We start from the raw sequence: 18,965 nt of genomic DNA, 5'->3' as shown, positions 1-18,965 counted from the left end.
GTTGTTTACATAAATCTGATGCTTTTCTGCTTATGGCGGTTTTTTTCGCCCAGATCAAGTTTCATCGCATAGCCTGCGAATATCTCGTGGCTTCCGGAGCTTGCCACGGATATCTTGCCGGTGGGATAGTCGTAGGCATATCCGAGAAAGAACCCGCGGAATTCGCCCGACAGGCTGACGCTCAGCGTATCGTCGTGACGATATCCGACTCCCAGCGATACCATCTTTTTCCACCGCAGTCGCGCTGTCAGTGAAAGTCGTGTGAATCTGAAGTCGGTGGCCATCATGGCGGAGGGCATCAGTTCAAATAACGTGGAACTTATCGGAATATTGCCTCCGGTCATCAGATATAGTGTGCGGCGGGCCTGGAACTCGTATTCTCCGGCGCTTCCGTTGCTTCCGGAGGAAGAGGATGATCCGTTTTCGTCTGATTCGTCTTCGCCGGCACGTGATGTGACCGGTGAATCGGTTGAGAATGTGACCGTAGGCGCATTAAGATGGGTCATGGATGCGGATGCCCAGAAGTTGCGTCGGCTGTAATATATGCCGGCTCCGATGTCGAGCGCTGATCCACTGACGTCCACCCGTGGTATAGCTTCGTCCGTGTCGTCGTGATATTCGTCGTCGGCAGGTATGTAGACTTCCGATCCTCTGAACTTTTCGTTGAGCACTCCCGGCTGCACTCCTATCGCGAGGTAGCCTCCAGCCAGTTTGATGTGATAGCTCAGCTGCAGTCCCATGTTGAGATCGTCGTAGAGTCCCTGCTTTTCCTGACGGATGGCGATTCCGGCTCCGAAACGCTTGCCTGTGAGGCGAAACGGGGAGTCGGCTACGCCGATGAATGCGCGTGGAGCATTGTCTATGCCGGTCCATTGCATGCGTGAGCCTAACCTGAAACGCATCAGGTCGGTTGTGCCGGTAGCTGCTGGATTGTAGAATGATTTTACCTCATAGTACTGCGACAGCAGAGGATCGGTCTGCGCGATGACCGGCGCTGACGATAGCGAGAGTCCTAAGGCCAGAGATGTGTAAAGGCGGCGCATCATTCGAAATAGAAAGTGAGTACGATCATTTTCGACCGTGCTTTCAGCAGCGATCGGGTGATATCCATGCGTTGCGGATCATCAGCCAGGTCGGGACGCCGACGTTGCAGCACGTCGGTCAGTCCGAGGCAGAATCTGATCTCCGGGTTGAGTTTGAAGTAGGGCAGATAGAAGTCGCATCCAAGCCCCATGGTCAGGTATATGTCGGCGGGCTTGAGTTTGATGAAATCATTGCGTTTTTTCGCAACATCGACCGCCGGCATGATTCCGGCTGTGATATAGGGCCGTGAATTGAGATAGCGCACCGATGAGAATTTGATGTCGACGGGCACCACGACAAACGTTGATTTCATGTTCTGCTTCTGTTCTTCGCCCGTTGTGGTGTCGAGCATCTTTATCTCTCGGTTGCCCATCCACAGGCCGGGGGCTATGCGCAGGTTGAAGTAGTCGTTGAGGCGCATGTCGATCAGGCCGCCCACGCAGAATCCGGGCGAATGCGAGGGCTGATCCATAAACCATGTGCGCCCGTCGTCGGTGATGTATCCGCTGTGGGTCAGGGACAGATCCTGCGCGTGTACTCCCACTGAAAAGCCGAGATGCCACGCTCTGCCGTCGGAATAAGGGCGGTTGAGCGGTCCGTGGCCGAAATCGGCCGCGCCGGCTGTGGCTGCAGTGAAGGCGGCTATGCTCAAGAGTGTTTTCCTAATGACGTCCATCACGATTGATAACGTGCCATAATGCGCGATATTGCATGTGTTGTCGGAAAATCGGATTTTATCTTTTTTTATAAAGGCGGTTGCAGCGCTCTCAACATTTTTCACTAAATTTGCCCCATTGTTTCCCACAAATACCTACACAGTGAAATTTCGAAACATTATTTCGTTTGCCGCCATGCTGTTTACGGCGGTGGCTATCAACGCTCAGAACAATGTGGCCGAAGAGGTGGCATGGGTTGTGGGCGACCAGCCCATCTGGAAATCGGAGATCGAAGACTATTATAACAATCTGATTTATCAGCAGACTCCTATCAAGGGCGATCCTTACTGTGTCGTGCCCGAGATGATAGCAGTCGAGAAACTTTATCTGCATCAGGCCGATATCGATACAGTGGAGGTGTCCGACGCGATGGTCATGGCCGAGGTCGATGCCCGTATAAACCAGTTTGTCAACCAGTTTGGCTCGAAAGAAAAGGTCGAGGAATATTTCCGTCGCTCCATGCCCGACATAAAACAGCAGATGCTTGAGAATATCAAGAACACTTATCGTGTGCGTGAAGTGCAGCGGTCGCTCACCAAGGATCTGAAAGTGACTCCCTCCGACGTCAGAAAATATTTCCAGCAGCTCCCGGCCGACAGTGTGCCATACGTGCCTCTGCAGGTGGAAGTGCAGGTGATAACATTCCATCCGACCATACCGCGTCAGGAGATAGAGGATGTGAAATCGCGTCTGCGCGACTTCACCGAGCGGATCAACAAGGGTGAGAGTGAGATGTCGACACTTGCCATATTGTATTCCGAAGATGTCGGCACTGCCATGCGTGGCGGCGAGACCGGCTTCCTCGGACGTGGAGAGCTTGATCCCGAATATGCTGCCGTGGCGTTCAATCTCAACGATACCCGCAAGGTGTCGCGCATCGTGGAGTCGGAATATGGATATCACATCATCCAGCTTGTCGAAAAACGAGGCAATCGTATCAATACACGTCATATACTGCTGCGGCCCAAGGTGTCGGACAATGACATAAACGAGGCAATGCAGCGTCTCGACTCGCTCCGTACGGATATCGTAGATCATAAACGGTTTAAGTTTGACGAGGTGGTGAGCTACCTCTCTCAGGACAAGGATACGCGCTACAACAAGGGTATCATGGTAAATGACAAGGATGGCACGACGCGTTTTGAGATGAAGGATCTTCCTCAGGACATAGCCAAGCAGGTGAGCCAGCTGCAGCCCGGCGAGATTTCCAAACCGTTCCTGATGATAGACCAGAAGCTCAACCGCGAAGTGGTGTCGGTCGTCAAGCTGACAGCCCGTATCGAGGGTCACAAGGCCAATCTGTCGGACGATTATCAGCTGCTGCTCTCGATGTACGAGCAGTCGCTCAATGAGAAGACCATACGCGAGTGGCTCAGGCAGAAGATAGCCCAGACGTATGTGCGCATAGAGGACGGATGGCGCAATTGTGAGTTTTCCCACGAAGGCTGGATCAAGGAGAAATAATGCAGTCTCCGGCTTCCAAGGTCATGGTTTCGCTATACATTCGAGGGCTCTAAATACGGGATACTATGTCGGCTCATAGGTCAATGAAACTGTCGCTTCGTCAGGTCGCGGCCATAGTCGTATTTGCGGTTCTGGCATTGCCGCCGATGATAGCCTCGTCGTCATCGTCGGGGGTATCGGCTCCGGCTGTTGCGGCTCCGGCCGACACGCAGCAGCTCCGCCCGGTGATACCCGGCGCCGACCGGTATCAGGAGGGCAAGGTGTTTCTCGAGCATGCCGATACGTGGAGCTATCTTGAGCAGCCGGGTGTAGCGCCCGATTCGCAGTATCAGGTGCTTACCGGGAATGTGGTGTTTCGCAAAAACGACATGTTCATGTACTGCGACAGCGCGCATTTCTATGAAGCTGCCAATTCGTTCGACGCATTCAGCAATGTGCGCATGGAGCAGGGCGACACGCTGTTTGTATATGCCGACGAACTTGAGTATTCCGGCGTCGACGAGATGGCGGTGCTCTATGCCTATCCGGGTAAAAAGGTCAGGCTCATAAACCGCGACGTGAAGCTGTCGACCGACGTGTTCAATTATGATCTCGCATCCAATATCGGATTCTACAATGTAGGCGGTGTGCTTGACGATGCGGTCAACAGGCTGCGATCTCTCGAAGGTGAATATCATCCGGATACGAAGTATGCCTATTTTTACTACAATGTGGATCTTGAGGCTCCCAACGGCAAAGACACACTGCGTATGTACACCGATTCGCTCGTGTACAATACCGGCACGCATCTTTGTGAGCTGATAGCCCGCACGAGAATAGTGAGTGCCGACGGAGAGATACTGTCTTCGTCGGGCAAATACAATACGCTCACCGGACTGGCCGATCTTTACCGGCGCTCTCTGGTGATTACCAATCAGGGCAATACGTTGACCGGCGATACGCTGTTTTATGACCGTAACCGGGGTATCGGCGAGGCTTTCGGCGACATGGTGCTCATGGATTCGGCCAGAAAGTCATCGCTTCATGGCGATTACGGATGGTACAATGAATTGTCCGACAGTGCTTTTGTTACAGGCAGAGCATTGGCCAAAGAATATTCCGGCGCCGACACGCTCTATCTTCACGGTGATACCATCTATGCTTACGTCGATACGGATTCATCCCGGGTGATGAATGTCTATCGCAATGTGCGTTTTTTCCGGTCCGACATGCAGGGTATATGCGATTCGTTAAGCTCTACGGAGCGCGATTCGCTCATGCACATGTATCATCATCCGGTGGTATGGAGCGGACGCCGTCAGGTGTTCGGCAATATTATCGAGGTTCATGTCAATGATTCTACGGTCGACTGGGCGCGTCTGCCTGAATTCGGTTTCACGGCAGAGCATATCGCCGAGGACTGTTATCAGCAGATGAGCGCTTCGGAAATGACCACATGGTTCAATGACTCTACCATAAGCCGTCTGTATGCCGAGGGCAATGTGATGCTCATCATGTTCCCGATGGAGAGCGATTCCACCTACAACAAGTATGCCTATGTGGAAAGCTCGGAAATGGATGCCTATTTTCGCGACAACGACATAGAGTCGGTACATTTCCGTCCGGCTACTACAGGCAAAGTTACGCCGCTGTATCTGGCGAAGCGTAATTCTTATTTTCTCCAGCGGTTTGCATGGTATGAGGATATGCGCCCTGTGTCGCCTGACGATGTGTTCGAGGTGCCGCAGAGTCAGCTTGATCTGATGCGTTCGGAGATTCCGGCTCCTGAGGCTGCCGAGGCCACGCGTCGGCGCAAGGAGATACGCAAGGTGCGCCAGACAGGGTCGGAGCAGGCTGATGCTGACCGGCCTTCGGGGGCTGCAGAATCCGATAAGGTTCGGACGGCCGCTAAGCCGGTTCAGGCGGCGGCTTCCGTGTCCGACAGTATCGTTGCTGTGCCTAGGCCGGTATCTCTGCCGGTCGATTCGATACAGGTTCGTTGATATCCCTGTGTGCGGTATTATGCGAAAAGCATTGTTGTTTAATCCTGAAAATGATCTTGCGCTTGCCGATGGCAGGGCGTGCTACACTCCGCCTCCGGCGGCTGTGGCTCTTGCGCGTGCCGGAGCGTTGTTGCCTATGTGGTGGGGCGATCCGGGCGATGTTGTCATGGCATCGGATGCGGACTGTCATGGAACCGAATCTCTTGGACGTGACTTCGGGCTGAAATCCGTAGTGGGATCGGCCGGCGATTTTGCGGCGGTGGATGGCTGTGAGCCATGGGGATGGAGTCATGCTGCGTTAAGACGGTTGGCCATGGCCGGTGTGCGGAGTGAAGTTTTGCCGTCGGCAGCAAGCATGGATGATATTCGTCGGATCAGTCATCGAAGCGTGTCTGTCAGCCTGTTGACCCGGCTCGGGGTTTCAGATGACTCGCTGCCGGTAGAGGCTCGTAGCCGGGAGGAGGCATTGCAGGCTATCGGTCGTTTTGGCGGCAATGCTTTCATCAAGCTGCCGTGGTCGAGCAGCGGTCGCGGAGTGTTTGATGTCCGACGTCTTAACCGCTCCACTCTTTTGCGATATGTCGATGGGTTTATCCGACGGCAGGGGAGTGTCATGGTGGAGCGCAGCCGCAATAAGGTGTCGGATTTCGCAATGCTGTTCAGATGTGCCGGTGGTAAAGCGGTGTTCGAGGCTTTGTCGGGCTTTCATACCGATGCCGGAGGACGCTATCTCGGCAATATGATCGCTTCGGATGATGCGATAGTGAGTCATCTTGGTATCGATCCGCGCGGATGGGCTGATCCGCTTGCCGGAGCGGTATCGTCGGTGATTGCTCCGTATTACGACGGATGGGTCGGTGTCGACATGATGACAGAGTGTGAAACGTCGGGCGCTCGGCTTGGCATAGTGCCGTGTGTCGAAGCCAACGTGAGAATGACGATGGGTGTTGTGGCCAAATATGTCTACAATCGTCTGGGACGGAATATGTTGCTGTCGGTCAAGACTGACAGCCGGTTGCCGGCCGGCAGTGTCGATCTCTCTCCGGTGGCGTCTTCGCCGGGAATGCGTTTCGTCGCTTCTCCGACGGCCGGATCAGAGTGATTTGAGGAGTGTGTATAGCCGGTGTACGGGCAACCCCATCACGTTGTAAAAGCTTCCGTCGATACGGCTCACGCCTACAGCCCCGATCCACTCCTGTATGCCGTATGATCCGGCTTTGTCGAGCGGACGGTATTGGTCGACATACCAGATGATTTCCTCTTCTGTCAGTGGCGCGAACTCAACGAAAGTCGATGCCGAGAGGCTGTGGATCTCTCCGTCGGCCACAACGGCAACGCCTGTCACTACCTGATGCACGCGGTTTGACATCAGCTTTAGCATCAGCCGGGCATCCTCGTCGCTCTTGGGCTTGCCGAGAACTTCGCCTCCGAGTATCACCACAGTGTCGGCTGTGATGATCAGATCGTCGGGGGAGGCCTGCAGGGCGTAGGCGGCCGCTTTCTTGCGTGCGAGGTATTCGGGAACGTAGTCGAGCGCGATTGTCGACGGATATGACTCTTCGACCTCGATGCCGCGCATCACTTCAAACTCTATGCCCAGCATCCCGAGCAGCTCTCTGCGTCGCGGAGAAGCGCTTGCGAGCTTCACATTGTAGCGTTTCAGATTTTCAAGCGGATTTTCCATATAGCCTCTTAGCGTTGTTACCATCCGAATGCTTTGGCATCAGACATCCATTCTCCACGATCGCGAAGCACCTGTTCGATCAGGTCGCGCGCCACTCCGTAACCTCCCGCCACAGGCGATATGTAGCCGGCGGTCTCTTTCACTTCGGGGGCTGCATCGGCCGGTGCTATGGCGAGTCCGGCATGGCGCATGGCCTCTATGTCGGGTATGTCGTCGCCGGTATATGCCACCTCATCAGGCGTAAGTCCCTCCTTTGCCATCCAGTCGGTAAGCACGGGGAGCTTGACAGAGGCTTTCAGATATATGTCGGTGATGCCGAGTCCGGCATATCTGACGCGCAGAGCCGGGCTGTCGGCGCCGCTGATGATCGCAATTCTAAGCCCGCGCTTCACTGCGAGCTGAAGTGCGTAGCCGTCCTTGATATTGACCATTCTCTGCGGGTTGCCGTTGATATCCATGGGTATTGTCGACGGAGAGAGAACGCCGTCGATATCAAACGCCATGCCGCGTATCTTGCTCAAGTCATAATTGATCGCGCTCATTGGGGTGGTATCGGTTGATGATTTTTTCGGAAACGGTGCGGTAGAGTTCTGAGTGTTCGGGCGAAAGCAGTCGGGCGTGTCCATCCATCACTCCCTTGTCGTTGCGGCGTGCCGGCCCGGTCTGCACTGCGGCCGGATCGCCTGTGGCCTCCATCTTGCGCATCGTTTCCTCTATCAGGGGGAACAGTACGCTGATGTCATCGCCCTCTTCGCGGAGTATGTCGTCGGCCACACTCCACATGTAGTTGACAAAGTTGCAGGCGAACACTGCCGCCGCATGCAGCCGCCGCCGGCGTGAACTGTCGGCGAGGCTCACACGCCGGCTTATGCGGCCGGCGATTTCGAGCAGGCTCTGTCGCGATGCAGCGTCGGATCCTTCGATGTAGAGCGGCACTTCGCTCATTTCCACAGTTATGCCGCGTGTGAATGTCTGCAATGGATAAAACACTCCGTAGGTATCGGTGATGTCCGACAGCACGTCGGCGTCTACTGATCCGGAGGTGTGCGCCCACAGGCCGCCGAATCCCTTCATCCGTTGGGCTATTGGGCGTATGGCATCGTCGGTTACCGACACAAGGTAGAGATCCTCTCCCTGTCGGATCTGCGACAGATCCGCTATGGGCTGCGCCGGAATTTTAAGGGTGGAGGCAAGACGGGCTGCATTGTCGGGGTTGCGGCTCCATATCTGACTGATTTCGAGGCCGGCGGTCTCAAGAGCCGGAGCAAGCGCCGAGGCTACATTCCCGGCTCCGATGATCACAGCCATGATCCGATATGCACCTTTTCCCACTCGAGCCGCGACGGGTCGATGGGCTTGCGTTGCTCGTCCTTATGTCCGATGGTTATGATGCAGAGTGTGTTGAGCTGTTCGGGTATGCCGAGCAGTTCGGCCACATACTCTTCCGACAGTGTCTGGTCGGCTGTCATGCGTCCTCTTACCTGTATCCAGCATGATCCGAGTCCGAGATCTGCGGCCTGCAGCTGCATCATTATGGCAGCCACCGAAGCGTCCTCGATCCACGGATCAGACTTGGTGGAGTCGCCCACTACCACGATGGCCAGCGGACAGGCTCCGATCGGTGCTGCGCCCAGCGGCTTACACTGTGCCAGACGCTGCAGCATATCCTTGTCATCGACGGCGATGAACTGCCACGAGCGTGAGCTTTTCGATGTGGGAGACATCAGGCCGGCCTCAAGTATAAGACGCACGTCGTCGGCAGCCACAGGCTCATCGGTGTAACGGCGTATGCTGCGACGGTTTATGATCAAGTCGTGGAATGATGGTGATGACATGGCTTGAATATGGTTACGGTTGGTATGTCGTGTGTCGGTGGTTCAGCGCGCGCGATACACCCAGCCGTCGGGATGCAGACTATTGAAAGCCTGATCGTTCATCGGGCGCTGTGCTTCTTCGATGGTGGCTCCTGTGGCGGCGTATACGCGGAAGCGTCCGTCGCGTTCAAGTATTTCGAGCTGTTCGGTGCTTCGTGCGGCTATATAGTCTTCGGCCTGACGGCGTGTGGCGTGCGATGCCACAACAAGAAAATATTTATGGTCGGCGGGCTTGACCGGCGCAGCGTCCTCACAGGTTGCCACGGCGTCGGCCGGTGGCATCTGTATGTAAAGTGTCGGTATGTCGGTGTCGGCGGTTTCGGGAGCCGATATGGCTATAGGACGTCCTGAAGTGATCTCCGGGCCGGTAAGCGATGCAAAGTCGTGGTTCTGGCGGTCGATGAGCACGGGGGTGGACAAAACGAATCCGAGCAGTGTCAGCACGGCTATGGATGCCGCCACCCGAATGGCTCTGCGCAACGGCATGAAACGCGGTGTGCGTTCTGTCGGGATGTCAGTCTCCTCTGAGGCGAGTGCGAGCGCGGGAAGTCCGAAATACGGTGAGTTTGCGATGCTGTCGGCGGCTGGGGAAAAGATCATTGATCCGTTGTCGTCGCGTGTGAAGGTGCCTATCCGGTCAATGCTGACCTCGCCGTTGACGTCATAGATGTTTCTGAGTTCGTCCACTCCATCTCTGACGATCGAATCGGCCACCTGATAGCTTATGCCGTCGCGGCGGGCGATGCTCGATGCAAGCATTCCGTCAGTGTGGGTCAACGCCTGGTTGAACCCGATCGAACGACAGGGCGGCGTGAGCCGTCCGTCCGTCAGACGCGAGTGGCTGACGGAGGCCACAAGGGCTCCCCATCCGGGTATTACCACGCAGTCATTGTTGACAATAAGGTATTGTATGTGGGGTGTCAGAGTTTTCACAAGTGCAAATTTAGGCATTTTTTGCAAAACTGGCATAGTGATGAAGCAAAAATGTTTCAGAGCCGGCTGGCCAGTTCATCGATGGTGATGATGCTGACGATCAATCGGCCGTCGGGGGTATAATTGGGGGTCTTGAGGCTGAACAGTGAGGCTATGAGATGATCCATTTCTTCGTCGCTCAGCTGTTTGCCCGGTCGGACTGCGGCTGCCGAGGCCATCGACAGCGCCAGCCGTTGTCGCAGTGAGTCGGCGGGTTTGTCGCCGCCTTCGGTTTCATCCTCGATGATGCGTAGCAGAGTGTCGACGGGATTGACGTCGCCCAACACTGCCGGAGCGCCGTTAAGACTCCAGTCGCCGTCGCCAAGCGGCGACAGGTCGAAGCCTATAGCCGACACTTCCGGGAGCAGACTTTCGAGCACTGCCGCCTGAGCGGGCGAAAGCCTCACTATCTCCGGGAACATCATGCGCTGTGTGGCAAATGACGCTTCGGACGACATCTCCATGAATTGGTCGAACAATACCCTGAGATGTGCTCTGTGCTGGTCGATGACCATCAGACCGGAGCGCGACGGACTGACTATGTAACGGCCGCGTACACTTATGCAGTGGCGCTGCGGCATGTCTGATACAGCTGTGTCGCCGAATATGTCGGGAGATTCCTCGCCGAGCATTTCTGACGGCATGGAGTTGAGGGCGCTTCCGGCCACTGTGGTGGGGCTGCTTTCGTTGCTGAATCCTTCATAGAGCCGTTCCCAGTCGCGCGAGGCCTGACGAAGTGCGTCGCCGCTCCGGAATGTGCGCCCGGAGCTTGTGGGGGCGCTGACATGGGGTGTGTCAGACATTTCTGCCGGTTGTTCGAATGGATTGTAGTCTGGATCGAGATTGAGCTGTGTGTCGGCTTCGAAATTGGGGTTGAAAAGCGGCAGTGATGCGTCGTCGGTCGAGAAATCGATGCCGGGCATGCCGTTGAAGCGTCCGAGCGACTCTTTTATGGCTGCGACAAGTATCTGCCAGATAGCCTGTTCGTCTTCAAATTTGATTTCGTTTTTGGTCGGGTGTATGTTGACATCGATCGTCGACGGGTCTACCTCGAAGTTTATGAAGTAGTTGGGCTGTACGTCGGGAGCTATCAACGGCTCGTAGCAGCTCATTGTGGCTTTGTGGAAATAGGGATGGCGCATGTTGCGTCCGTTGACAAAGAAATACTGCAATGCGTTGCGTCGGCGGCCGCTTGACGGAAGTCCGATAAATCCGCTTATTTTGACGATGGAGGTTTCGGTATGTATTGGTATGATCTGTTTCTCAAGGCTTTTGCCGAAAAGATCCACAATGCGTTGTTTCAGCGATCCTTTGAGAAGCTGGTGCATCACGCTGTCGTTGTTGATCAGAGTGAATTCCACTTCGGGGTTGACAAGAGCCAGCCGCTCGAATTCGCGCATGATATTGGCAAGCTCAACCGAGTCTTTTTTCAGGAATTTGCGGCGTGCGGGGACGTTGAAAAACAGGTTCTTGACCATCATGTTGCTTCCGGGTACCGATGCTTCCGGCTCCTGACTCTCCACGACCGATCCGTTGATTATCAGACGTGTGCCTACCTGCGAGTCGTGGCGCATGGTGCGCAGGTCCACCTGTGCCACAGCGGCAATCGAGGCGAGCGCTTCGCCTCTGAAGCCCATGGTCGACAGGTTGAAAAGGTCGGTCGCGGCAGCTATTTTCGATGTGGCATGGCGTTCGAATGCCATGCGTGCGTCGGTGTCGGTCATGCCGCATCCGTTGTCGACCACCTGTATGAGTGTGCGTCCGGCATCGCGAATGATGATCTGTATGGATGTGGCGCCGGCGTCGACTGCGTTCTCCACAAGTTCTTTGACAACAGACGCAGGGCGCTGTATCACTTCTCCTGCAGCTATCTGATTGGCTACCGAATCGGGCAAAAGTCTGATTATGTCGCTCATAAGGATTTTTTGAAACTAAAACGATGTGATGCATGATCCCTTTGGGATATGCTGCGTTTAGAAGCCACAAAAGTAGTAAATCGCCGTGCAAGGTCGAAATCGACTTTTCGACATGATGTAGAAAACTTCGCAGTTTTTGTAGATAACTTTTTCAGTGGGATGGATACAACCGGCAGGGAGAGAGCGACTGACGGGTGTGGATGAAAAATCCCGGCCGATGGATTGCACCGGCCGGGATCTGCTTTTGTGAATAAATGTCAGTCTTTGAGTTTTGAAGCCAGATTGTGGACTGCGTTGGCGCCTGATTCGAGTGCGTCGGCTGCCATATCCTTCAGCTTGTCGGTAAATCCTGAGATCTTGTCGGCAGCCTGATCTTTGAGATCGCCGATTTTGTCGGAAGCCTGTGATGCGAATTCGCCAGCCTGCTCCTTGAGATCGTTGATCTTGTCGGAGGCCTGGTCTTTGATATCACCGATTTTGTCAGCGGCCTGATCCTTGATGTCGCCGATCTTGTCGGCTACATTCTGCTTCTGCTGGCAGGCATCGCTCTTGACGGACTGCATTTCTTCGGATGCAGCTGCTTTCGCGGCCTGTGCGCTTATCTTTGCGGCGTCGGCCGAAACTTCTGCGGCCTGTTTGGCCACCTGGCTGTTGATGTTGTCCATAGTGCTACAGTATTAAGAATTCGATGTTTACATTATCAAAAACATGTTTTGGCGCTGAAAGGTTCAGTCGTTGGATGCTGTTATGGCTGGCGTGTGAGCAGCGAGTGGAGCATGGCGCTGCGGTCGCGCAGATCGGGCTGCAATATCGAGGCCTCGGAGGGATCGACCATTTTCAGGTCGGCATAGCGGTCCTCTCCGTTGATGAAATCGATAAGGCTGTCGGTCTGCGGGTCGGGTGAATCGATGGTCAGCGGGTTCTTGCCCTGCGCTTCGAGTCGCGGATCAAACCGGTAGAGCGGCCAGTAGCCGGTAGCCACAGCACGGCGCTGTTCCGTCATGGAGTGTCCCATGCCGTTGCGAATTCCGTGGGCTATGCACGGGCAGTAGGCGATCACGATCGACACACCCGGATATGACTCGGCTTCGCGCAAGGCCGTAATGGCCTGGCTGTAGTCGGCGCCGAGGGCTATTGATGCGACATATACAGTGCGGTAGGTCATCATCATCCGTCCGAGATCTTTTTTTACGGTCCGTTTGCCATCGGCTGCATATTTTGCCACTGCGCTCAGCGGGGTGGCTTTCGACATCTGGCCGCCGGTGTTGGAATAGCATTCGGTATCCATCACGAGCAGGTTGACATTCTCGTTCTGTGCGGCCACATGGTCGAGTCCGGCAAATCCTATGTCGTAGGCCCAGCCGTCGCCCCCTATGGCCCAGATGCTCTTGCTTCCGAGTAAATCCGACCGCCCGGCAATGGAGGCGAGAAGCGGTGTGCGTGGCGACCGGCCGATAATCTCCGTGAGGGTCTGTCCGGTTGTGTAGGACAGATCAGGCTCGTCGCAGGCGGCAATCCATGCTTCAAGCGCCTTGGCAATATCAGGCGGTGTCAGCGGATCCGATGCGGCCTTTGTCGCGTCGGCCTTGAGCGCCTCGCGCCGGTAGCGCAGCGCGCACGCTATTCCGTAGCCATACTCTGCATTGTCCTCAAACAGTGAGTTGCCCCAGGCCGGTCCGCGTCCGTCGGATCTTACCGTGTAGGCGTTGCTCGGATAGTTGGCTCCCCATATCGAGGAGCATCCGGTGGCGTTGGCTATTACCATCCGCTCTCCGAACAGTTGTGTCAGCAGTTTCACGTAGGGTGTTTCGCCGCATCCGCCGCATGCTCCTGAAAACTGCATGAGCGGTCGTTGGAGCTGTGATCCCTGGATGGTGAACCGGGGAAGGAGCTGTGGCTTCTCGCTCACGTGTTTTTCGCTCCATGCATGCATCAATTCCTGTTGCTGAAGCTGGGTGGCTATCGGACGCATTGTCAGTGCATGTCCCGGACAGACCACCGCGCATGAAGAGCATCCGGTGCAGTCGGCCGCATAAACCTGAATACGGTAGCGCATTCCCTTGAAAGATCCTCTGCCTCCGGCGGTGACAAATCCGTCGGGCGCACCGTCGGTTTCAGCAGTTGTGGCTACTACGGGTCTGATGGCGGCGTGGGCGCAGACGAGCGAGCAGAGCGTGCACTGCACGCACTTGTCGGGATCCCACTCCGGAACATTGATCGCTATACAGCGTTTTTCGTAGGCGGTAGTGCCCATAGGTATTACTCCGTCGGGTCTGAAAAGCGATACGGGCAGAGAATCGCCATTCAGTCTCATGCATGGACGTGCTATGCGGCTGATGAATTGCGGAACGGTCGGTTGATCGGCCGGATGATCTTTCTCTTGCGCCCATGTGGCGGGATAATCGATCTGTTTTATCGCTGCCGGAGCGGCGTCGATGGCAGCCATGTTGGCCTCGACCATGGCATTGCCCTCATGGCGGTAGGCTGCACTGACAAGCTCGCGGAGCTGCGCGACAGCCTTGTCGTAGTCGATCACGCCGCTCAAACGCAGATATACGGTGGCCATTATGGTGTTGATTCGCGCTCCGAGTCCGTTGGCGGCTGCGATGGAAGTGGCGTCGACGGCATAGAATTTCAGCCGTCTGCCGGCTATGGTTCTTTTCATGGCTGCCGGAATTCTGGATTCCATATCCTGCACCGACATGGAGGTGTTGAGCACGAACGTGCCGCCGTCTCTGATCTTGTCGAGCAGCTCGAACCGGCCTATATAGGAGTCTTTGTTGCATCCGACATAGTCGGCGCTCTCGATTGCGTATGCGGCTCTGATCGGGTGTGGGGCGATCCGTAGCTGTGAAATGGTGTATCCGCCCGATTTCTTTGCCGAGTAGTGGAAGTAGGCCTGTGCATACAGTCCCTCTTCCGAGCCGGCTATCTGTGTTATCTGGCGTGTGGCGCCTACGGTGCCGTCTGATCCCATGCCATAGAATATGGCCTGATGCATGTCGGGCGGTGTGAGATCGTCCGTCGTGTCGACATCAAGCGACAGATGACTGACATCGTCGGTGATTCCGACCGTGAAGCGCCGTCGGGGCTGCTGTCGGGACATCTCGTCGAATACAGCCATGACCATGGCGGGATTGAAGTCTTTGCTCGACAGTCCGTAGCGTCCGCCGATCACTTTAATGTCGCGTCGCGACTCCAGAACGGCCGATGCAACGTCGAGCAACAGAGGTTCGCCTTCCGATCCCGGCTCTTTGCAGCGGTCCATCACCGCAATGCTTCTGACCGATGCCGGTATCGCTTTAATCAATGCTTCGGCGGAGAACGGGCGGAAAAGCCTGACGCTTATAACACCGGTGTGCTGCCCGCGGCGATTAAGCGCTTCGGATGTCTGCGAGGCCACTTCAGCTCCCGACCCCATGATCACTATCACGCGGTCGGCATCTGGATCGCCGTCGTAGTCAAACAGATGATATCTCCGGCCGGTGGCTTCGGCCACGCGGTCCATGGCACTCTGCACAATGGCAGGAAACCGGTCATAGAAGGGATTGGCGGCTTCACGGAACTGAAAATATACGTCGGGGTTCTGTGCCGTGCCGCGCATGTCGGGATGATCGGGGTTCATCGCCGAAGCCTTGAAAACGGATATTTTCTCTCCGTTGACCATTCCGGCAATTGTGTCGTAGGAGATGGTGTCGATGGTCGAAATCTCGTTGCTCGTGCGCCATCCGTCGAAGAAGTGCAACACCGGCACTCTCCCTTCTATGGCCGCAAGATGGGCCACAAGTCCGAGATCCATCACTTCCTGCACGCTGCCGGAGGCAAGCATTGCGAATCCAGTGCCACGGCAGGCCATCACGTCCTGATGATCGCCGAATATCGACAAGGCGTGGGCGGCTATGGAGCGGGTGCCTACATGGAACACTACCGGGAGAAGTTCGCCGGCGATCTTATACATGTTGGGTATCATCAGCAGCAGTCCCTGCGAGGCGGTGAATGTCGTAGCCAGAGCGCCGGCCGCGGCTGCGCCGTGAGTGGCTCCGGCCGCACCGAGCTCGCTCTCCATTTCCTTTACTTCCATAGGACGCCCCCATATATTTAGCCGACCATGAAGTGCCCATTTGTCGGCGGTTTCTCCCATCGATGCGATCGGGGTTATGGGGTATATTGTGGCTACTTCGCTGAGGGCATAGGCTATATGAGTGGCAGCCGTGCAGCCGTCCATTATCTGTTTGTCGGGTTCGTTCATGATGGATTGAAAGTGTGTAAACGTAGAGTAGATCGGAAAAGAGTGTGGCCGCCGGCATACGGTCGATTGCGACGTATCCCGACGGCCATACATCTGTAGTGGTCAGAGCGTTGCCGTCAGATAGCGACGCCGGGTATGTTGCCCACACACAGTTTCGTGATCCATATCCATAGCGGGCAGAATGCCATGAAAAGCACTACGGATATGGCAAGTGACGAAGTGCCTGTAGCCACATAGGTATCGTTCTGGTCGGCGATGATGATGCCGGAGAATGCAGGTGGAAGAGCTCCGGCGACAACGAGCATGGCCAGATTGTCGGGCGACATCTTGAATATCAGGCCGACGATGAGCAGCATGGCCGGCATGACGATCAGTTTGAGTATCACACCGAGTATAGCCTGCCAGTTGACGGTGACTTTTACCGACGACAGCGTGATGCCGGCGGCGAATACTGCCATAGAGGCATTAGCTCCCTTGATGAGGTCAAACGAGGGGCTTGCCCATGCAGGCCATGGAATGCCGATGATCACCCACACGACGGCCAGGATAGGCGCCCATGCCACGGGTTGTGCGAGGGCGTGAAGCACCGGTTTCCAGGGATTGGGCTTGGTGCCGCCTTTTTTAGCCAGTTCGGCATCGTTTCCGGCGTTCATCAGCGACAGACCGACGGGAATGCCGACGGCGTTGACCACTATGCCGACGATAGCAACGACGAGGGCCACGTATGCGTTGGTGCCGAAAATAGGCTCAAGCACTGCAAAGCCGAGGAATCCGATGGTGGGAGATCCGTTTATAAGAGCCATGACGGCGGCATCGGCCTGCGTGACTCCGTCTTTTCTGAAACAGTATTTGTAGATCCAGTAGACGAGCATGAACACGAACATGATCACTACAAGCGATATTATCGACAGTTTCAGATCCGAAACGAGCATCTTGCGGTCGGCGTCGACAATCGATACAAACAATGCTGCCGGCAGTGCGAAATCAAGCACCACCTTATTGAATGCCTTGCCGTCTTTGGCCGAAAATACCCCTTTTTTGCCGGAGATATATCCGGCGGCCATCACCACAAGTATAGGTATGATGGCGTAAAGAATGATGTGTAGCATGATAGGGGATTATTGATTAAAACTATTGTTGTCCGAAACGTGAAAACCGAAAAGCCCGCGACCAGTCCGGCCTATGTCCGGCGATCCCGGGCTTTTCATGTTTTGGGGATGATCATACGACGATGTCGATGAGCGGCGCCGGGTTGAGGTAGCCGATATGTCCGCTCTCCTTGCCCGAGTCGGCGGCGAGCTGCACGTCGATAAGACATGGTTTCTTCGAGGCTACGGCCTCGGCCAGCGCGCTTCCGAGCTGGGCGGGAGTGGTGACATAGTAGGTCTGCGCACCGAATGCGTCACCCAGCTTGTCATAGCGAGCCTTTACATCGAGCGTTGTCGGAGCGGGGTCGCCATCCTTGCTGAGATTTTCACCTATGCCGTTGTATATGCCGCCATTGTTGAATATGACTACCGTCACGGGGAGGTTGAACCGGCAGATGGTGCTGAAGTCCATGCCTGAGAAGCCAAATGCACTGTCGCCTTCGACGGCCACAACACTCTTGCCTGTAGCCACGGCTGCACCGATGGCCGATCCCATGCCCATGCCCATGATGGCCCATGTGGCGCAGTCGATGCGGTGACGCGGCAGGAACATATCGACACTGTCGCGGGTGTCGTCGAGCGTATTGGCTCCCTCGTTGACCAGTATCGTGTCGGGGTTGGCCTCGAGCACCTTTTTGACGGCACTGAGGGCGCTCCAGTGGGTCATCGGCACGGTCTGCGGCGCGAGCCTCTCGAGGAATTTCGCGTTTTTGACTTTCGACTCGTCCTGAATGCCTTTGACCCATGCCGGATCCATGTTGAGCTTCAGGCCGGGAAGTTTGGCCAGAATGGCATCGAGCGAGCTTTCGATGTCGCCGACTACCGGTGCGGCAATCGGGCGGTTGCAGTCGAACTCTCCAGGGTCAATATCGAGCTGTATGAACTGTCCCTGAGGATTCCACTTACCGTGTCCGCGCGACAGAAGCCAGTTGAGCCGTGCGCCGATCAGCATCACTACGTCGGCTTTCTCCATGATGGTGCTTCTGGCCGATATGGCGCTCAGCGGATGATTGTCGGGCATCAGTCCCTTTGCCATTGACATAGGATAGAAGGGTATGCCTGTGGTTTCGACAAGTTGCTTGATCTTGTCGTCGACCTGTGCATAGGCAGCGCCTTTGCCGAGCAATATGGCCGGCTGTCTGGCCGAGGCCAGCAGCTGCAGCGCGCGGTCGACCGATTCGGCCGAAGGCTGCACGGCAGGACAGGGATCGACGGGCTTGAAAAGCAACTTCTCCGCGTCGTCATGGTTCATGACAGCGCCAAGGCATGCGGTCGTGACGTCGAGATACACTCCGCCCGGACGGCCTGAAACGGCAGCGCGGTAGGCGCGGGCCACAGCGGTGGGAATATCTTCGGGACGGTTGACACGGTAGGCGGCCTTCACCAGTCCCTTGGCCACGTTGAGCTGGTCAAGTCCCTCGTATGCACCCTGTTCGAGATCAATCGTCTCGCGCTGGCTCGATCCGGATATCTGTATCATCGGGTAGCAGTTGACTGTGGCGTTGACTGTGGCGGTGAGTCCGTTGATGAAGCCCAGCGACGACACGGTCAGCAACACTCCCGGAGTCTTGGTGAGGAATCCGTGGGTAGCCGCAGCCATTCCTGCCTGCTGCTCGTGGCGGAAACTTATGAAGCGTATGCCTTGCGCCTGGGCTATGTAGGCCATTTCGGTGACCGGAATGCCGACAAGTCCGTACATTACGTCGATGCCGACGTTTTTAAGCGCGCGGGCGAGAATATACATGCCTGTCACCTGTGCCGGGAAATGCGGAGCCTGTGTAGCGGGGTTCGGTGTGGTTGATGTGTTTGACATTGTATGGAATTAATAATCAGTTGATGTAATGCTGTTCTATAATTCCCGGCCGGAATCATTTCCG

Annotated in this window: 15 protein-coding genes; 3 read left to right on the top strand and 12 right to left on the bottom strand. The window is 55.8% G+C overall.

What is annotated here, in order from left to right; genetic code table 11:
- Positions 1–5: 5 nt before the first annotated feature.
- Positions 6–1,046, bottom strand: a complete 1,041-nt coding sequence (locus NF347_RS07020; RefSeq protein WP_107035217.1) for a PorP/SprF family type IX secretion system membrane protein — start codon at positions 1,044–1,046, stop codon at positions 6–8.
- Entirely contained in the window at positions 1,043–1,759 is a 717-nt protein-coding gene (porT, locus tag NF347_RS07015; protein WP_123549441.1) for a type IX secretion/gliding motility protein PorT/SprT, read from the bottom strand. The genes NF347_RS07020 and porT overlap by 4 nt, the downstream gene beginning before the upstream one ends.
- A gap of 175 nt (positions 1,760–1,934) precedes the next feature.
- Between porT and NF347_RS07010 the strand changes: the two genes are divergently transcribed.
- From NF347_RS07010 to NF347_RS07000, 3 genes are all read left to right on the top strand, one after another.
- A complete protein-coding gene (locus NF347_RS07010; RefSeq protein ID WP_107681336.1) occupies positions 1,935–3,263 on the top strand; it encodes a peptidylprolyl isomerase in 1,329 nt (442 codons plus the stop codon).
- Between the two features lie 83 nt (positions 3,264–3,346).
- Positions 3,347–5,245: an OstA-like protein gene (locus NF347_RS07005; RefSeq protein WP_161553750.1), complete on the top strand. Its 1,899-nt coding sequence runs from the start codon at positions 3,347–3,349 to the stop codon at positions 5,243–5,245.
- 19 nt (positions 5,246–5,264) lie between these two features.
- Complete coding sequence (locus tag NF347_RS07000; protein ID WP_133165419.1) at positions 5,265–6,347, top strand: ATP-grasp domain-containing protein; 1,083 nt, start codon at positions 5,265–5,267, stop codon at positions 6,345–6,347.
- Here the strand turns inward: NF347_RS07000 and NF347_RS06995 are convergent.
- The 10 genes from NF347_RS06995 to oxc all read right to left on the bottom strand — a co-directional run bounded on the left by NF347_RS06995 (position 6,339) and on the right by oxc (position 18,901).
- Positions 6,339–6,929 carry a Maf family nucleotide pyrophosphatase gene (locus tag NF347_RS06995; RefSeq protein WP_107035213.1) on the bottom strand — a complete coding sequence of 197 codons (591 nt, stop codon included), beginning with the start codon at positions 6,927–6,929 and terminating at the stop codon, positions 6,339–6,341. The two genes, NF347_RS07000 and NF347_RS06995, sit on opposite strands and share 9 nt — an antisense overlap.
- A 17-nt stretch (positions 6,930–6,946) precedes the next feature.
- Positions 6,947–7,471, bottom strand: a complete 525-nt coding sequence (locus NF347_RS06990; protein WP_107035212.1) for a KdsC family phosphatase — start codon at positions 7,469–7,471, stop codon at positions 6,947–6,949.
- Positions 7,452–8,237 (bottom strand): Rossmann-like and DUF2520 domain-containing protein, encoded by a 786-nt coding sequence (locus tag NF347_RS06985; RefSeq protein ID WP_107035211.1) that lies wholly within the window; start codon positions 8,235–8,237, stop codon positions 7,452–7,454. The genes NF347_RS06990 and NF347_RS06985 overlap by 20 nt, the downstream gene beginning before the upstream one ends.
- Positions 8,228–8,764, bottom strand: a complete 537-nt coding sequence (locus NF347_RS06980) for a nitroreductase family protein (protein WP_107035210.1) — start codon at positions 8,762–8,764, stop codon at positions 8,228–8,230. Before NF347_RS06980 ends, NF347_RS06985 begins: the two co-directional genes overlap by 10 nt.
- A 42-nt stretch (positions 8,765–8,806) precedes the next feature.
- Positions 8,807–9,754 carry an HU domain-containing protein gene (locus NF347_RS06975; RefSeq protein ID WP_107035209.1) on the bottom strand — a complete coding sequence of 316 codons (948 nt, stop codon included), beginning with the start codon at positions 9,752–9,754 and terminating at the stop codon, positions 8,807–8,809.
- A 38-nt stretch (positions 9,755–9,792) separates the two neighbouring features.
- Positions 9,793–11,691 (bottom strand): DNA mismatch repair endonuclease MutL, encoded by a 1,899-nt coding sequence (mutL, locus tag NF347_RS06970; protein ID WP_107035208.1) that lies wholly within the window; start codon positions 11,689–11,691, stop codon positions 9,793–9,795.
- 257 nt (positions 11,692–11,948) lie between these two features.
- The gene (locus tag NF347_RS06965) at positions 11,949–12,356 is read right to left on the bottom strand and encodes a hypothetical protein (protein ID WP_107035207.1); all 408 of its coding nucleotides are present in this window, start codon (positions 12,354–12,356) and stop codon (positions 11,949–11,951) included.
- Positions 12,357–12,436: 80 nt separating this feature from the next.
- Entirely contained in the window at positions 12,437–15,940 is a 3,504-nt protein-coding gene (gene nifJ / locus NF347_RS06960; RefSeq protein ID WP_107035206.1) for a pyruvate:ferredoxin (flavodoxin) oxidoreductase, read from the bottom strand.
- A gap of 116 nt (positions 15,941–16,056) precedes the next feature.
- Positions 16,057–17,049 carry an AEC family transporter gene (locus tag NF347_RS06955; RefSeq protein WP_107035205.1) on the bottom strand — a complete coding sequence of 331 codons (993 nt, stop codon included), beginning with the start codon at positions 17,047–17,049 and terminating at the stop codon, positions 16,057–16,059.
- A 112-nt stretch (positions 17,050–17,161) separates the two neighbouring features.
- Complete coding sequence (oxc, locus tag NF347_RS06950) at positions 17,162–18,901, bottom strand: oxalyl-CoA decarboxylase (RefSeq protein ID WP_202613064.1); 1,740 nt, start codon at positions 18,899–18,901, stop codon at positions 17,162–17,164.
- Between the last annotated feature and the right edge of the window lie 64 nt (positions 18,902–18,965).

This window comes from Paramuribaculum intestinale (assembly GCF_030759015.1).
Taxonomy (GTDB): Bacteria; Bacteroidota; Bacteroidia; order Bacteroidales; family Muribaculaceae; genus Paramuribaculum; species Paramuribaculum intestinale.
The sequence above is the reverse complement of the archived record's forward strand: the minus strand, read 5'-3'. Positions and strand labels throughout refer to the sequence as shown.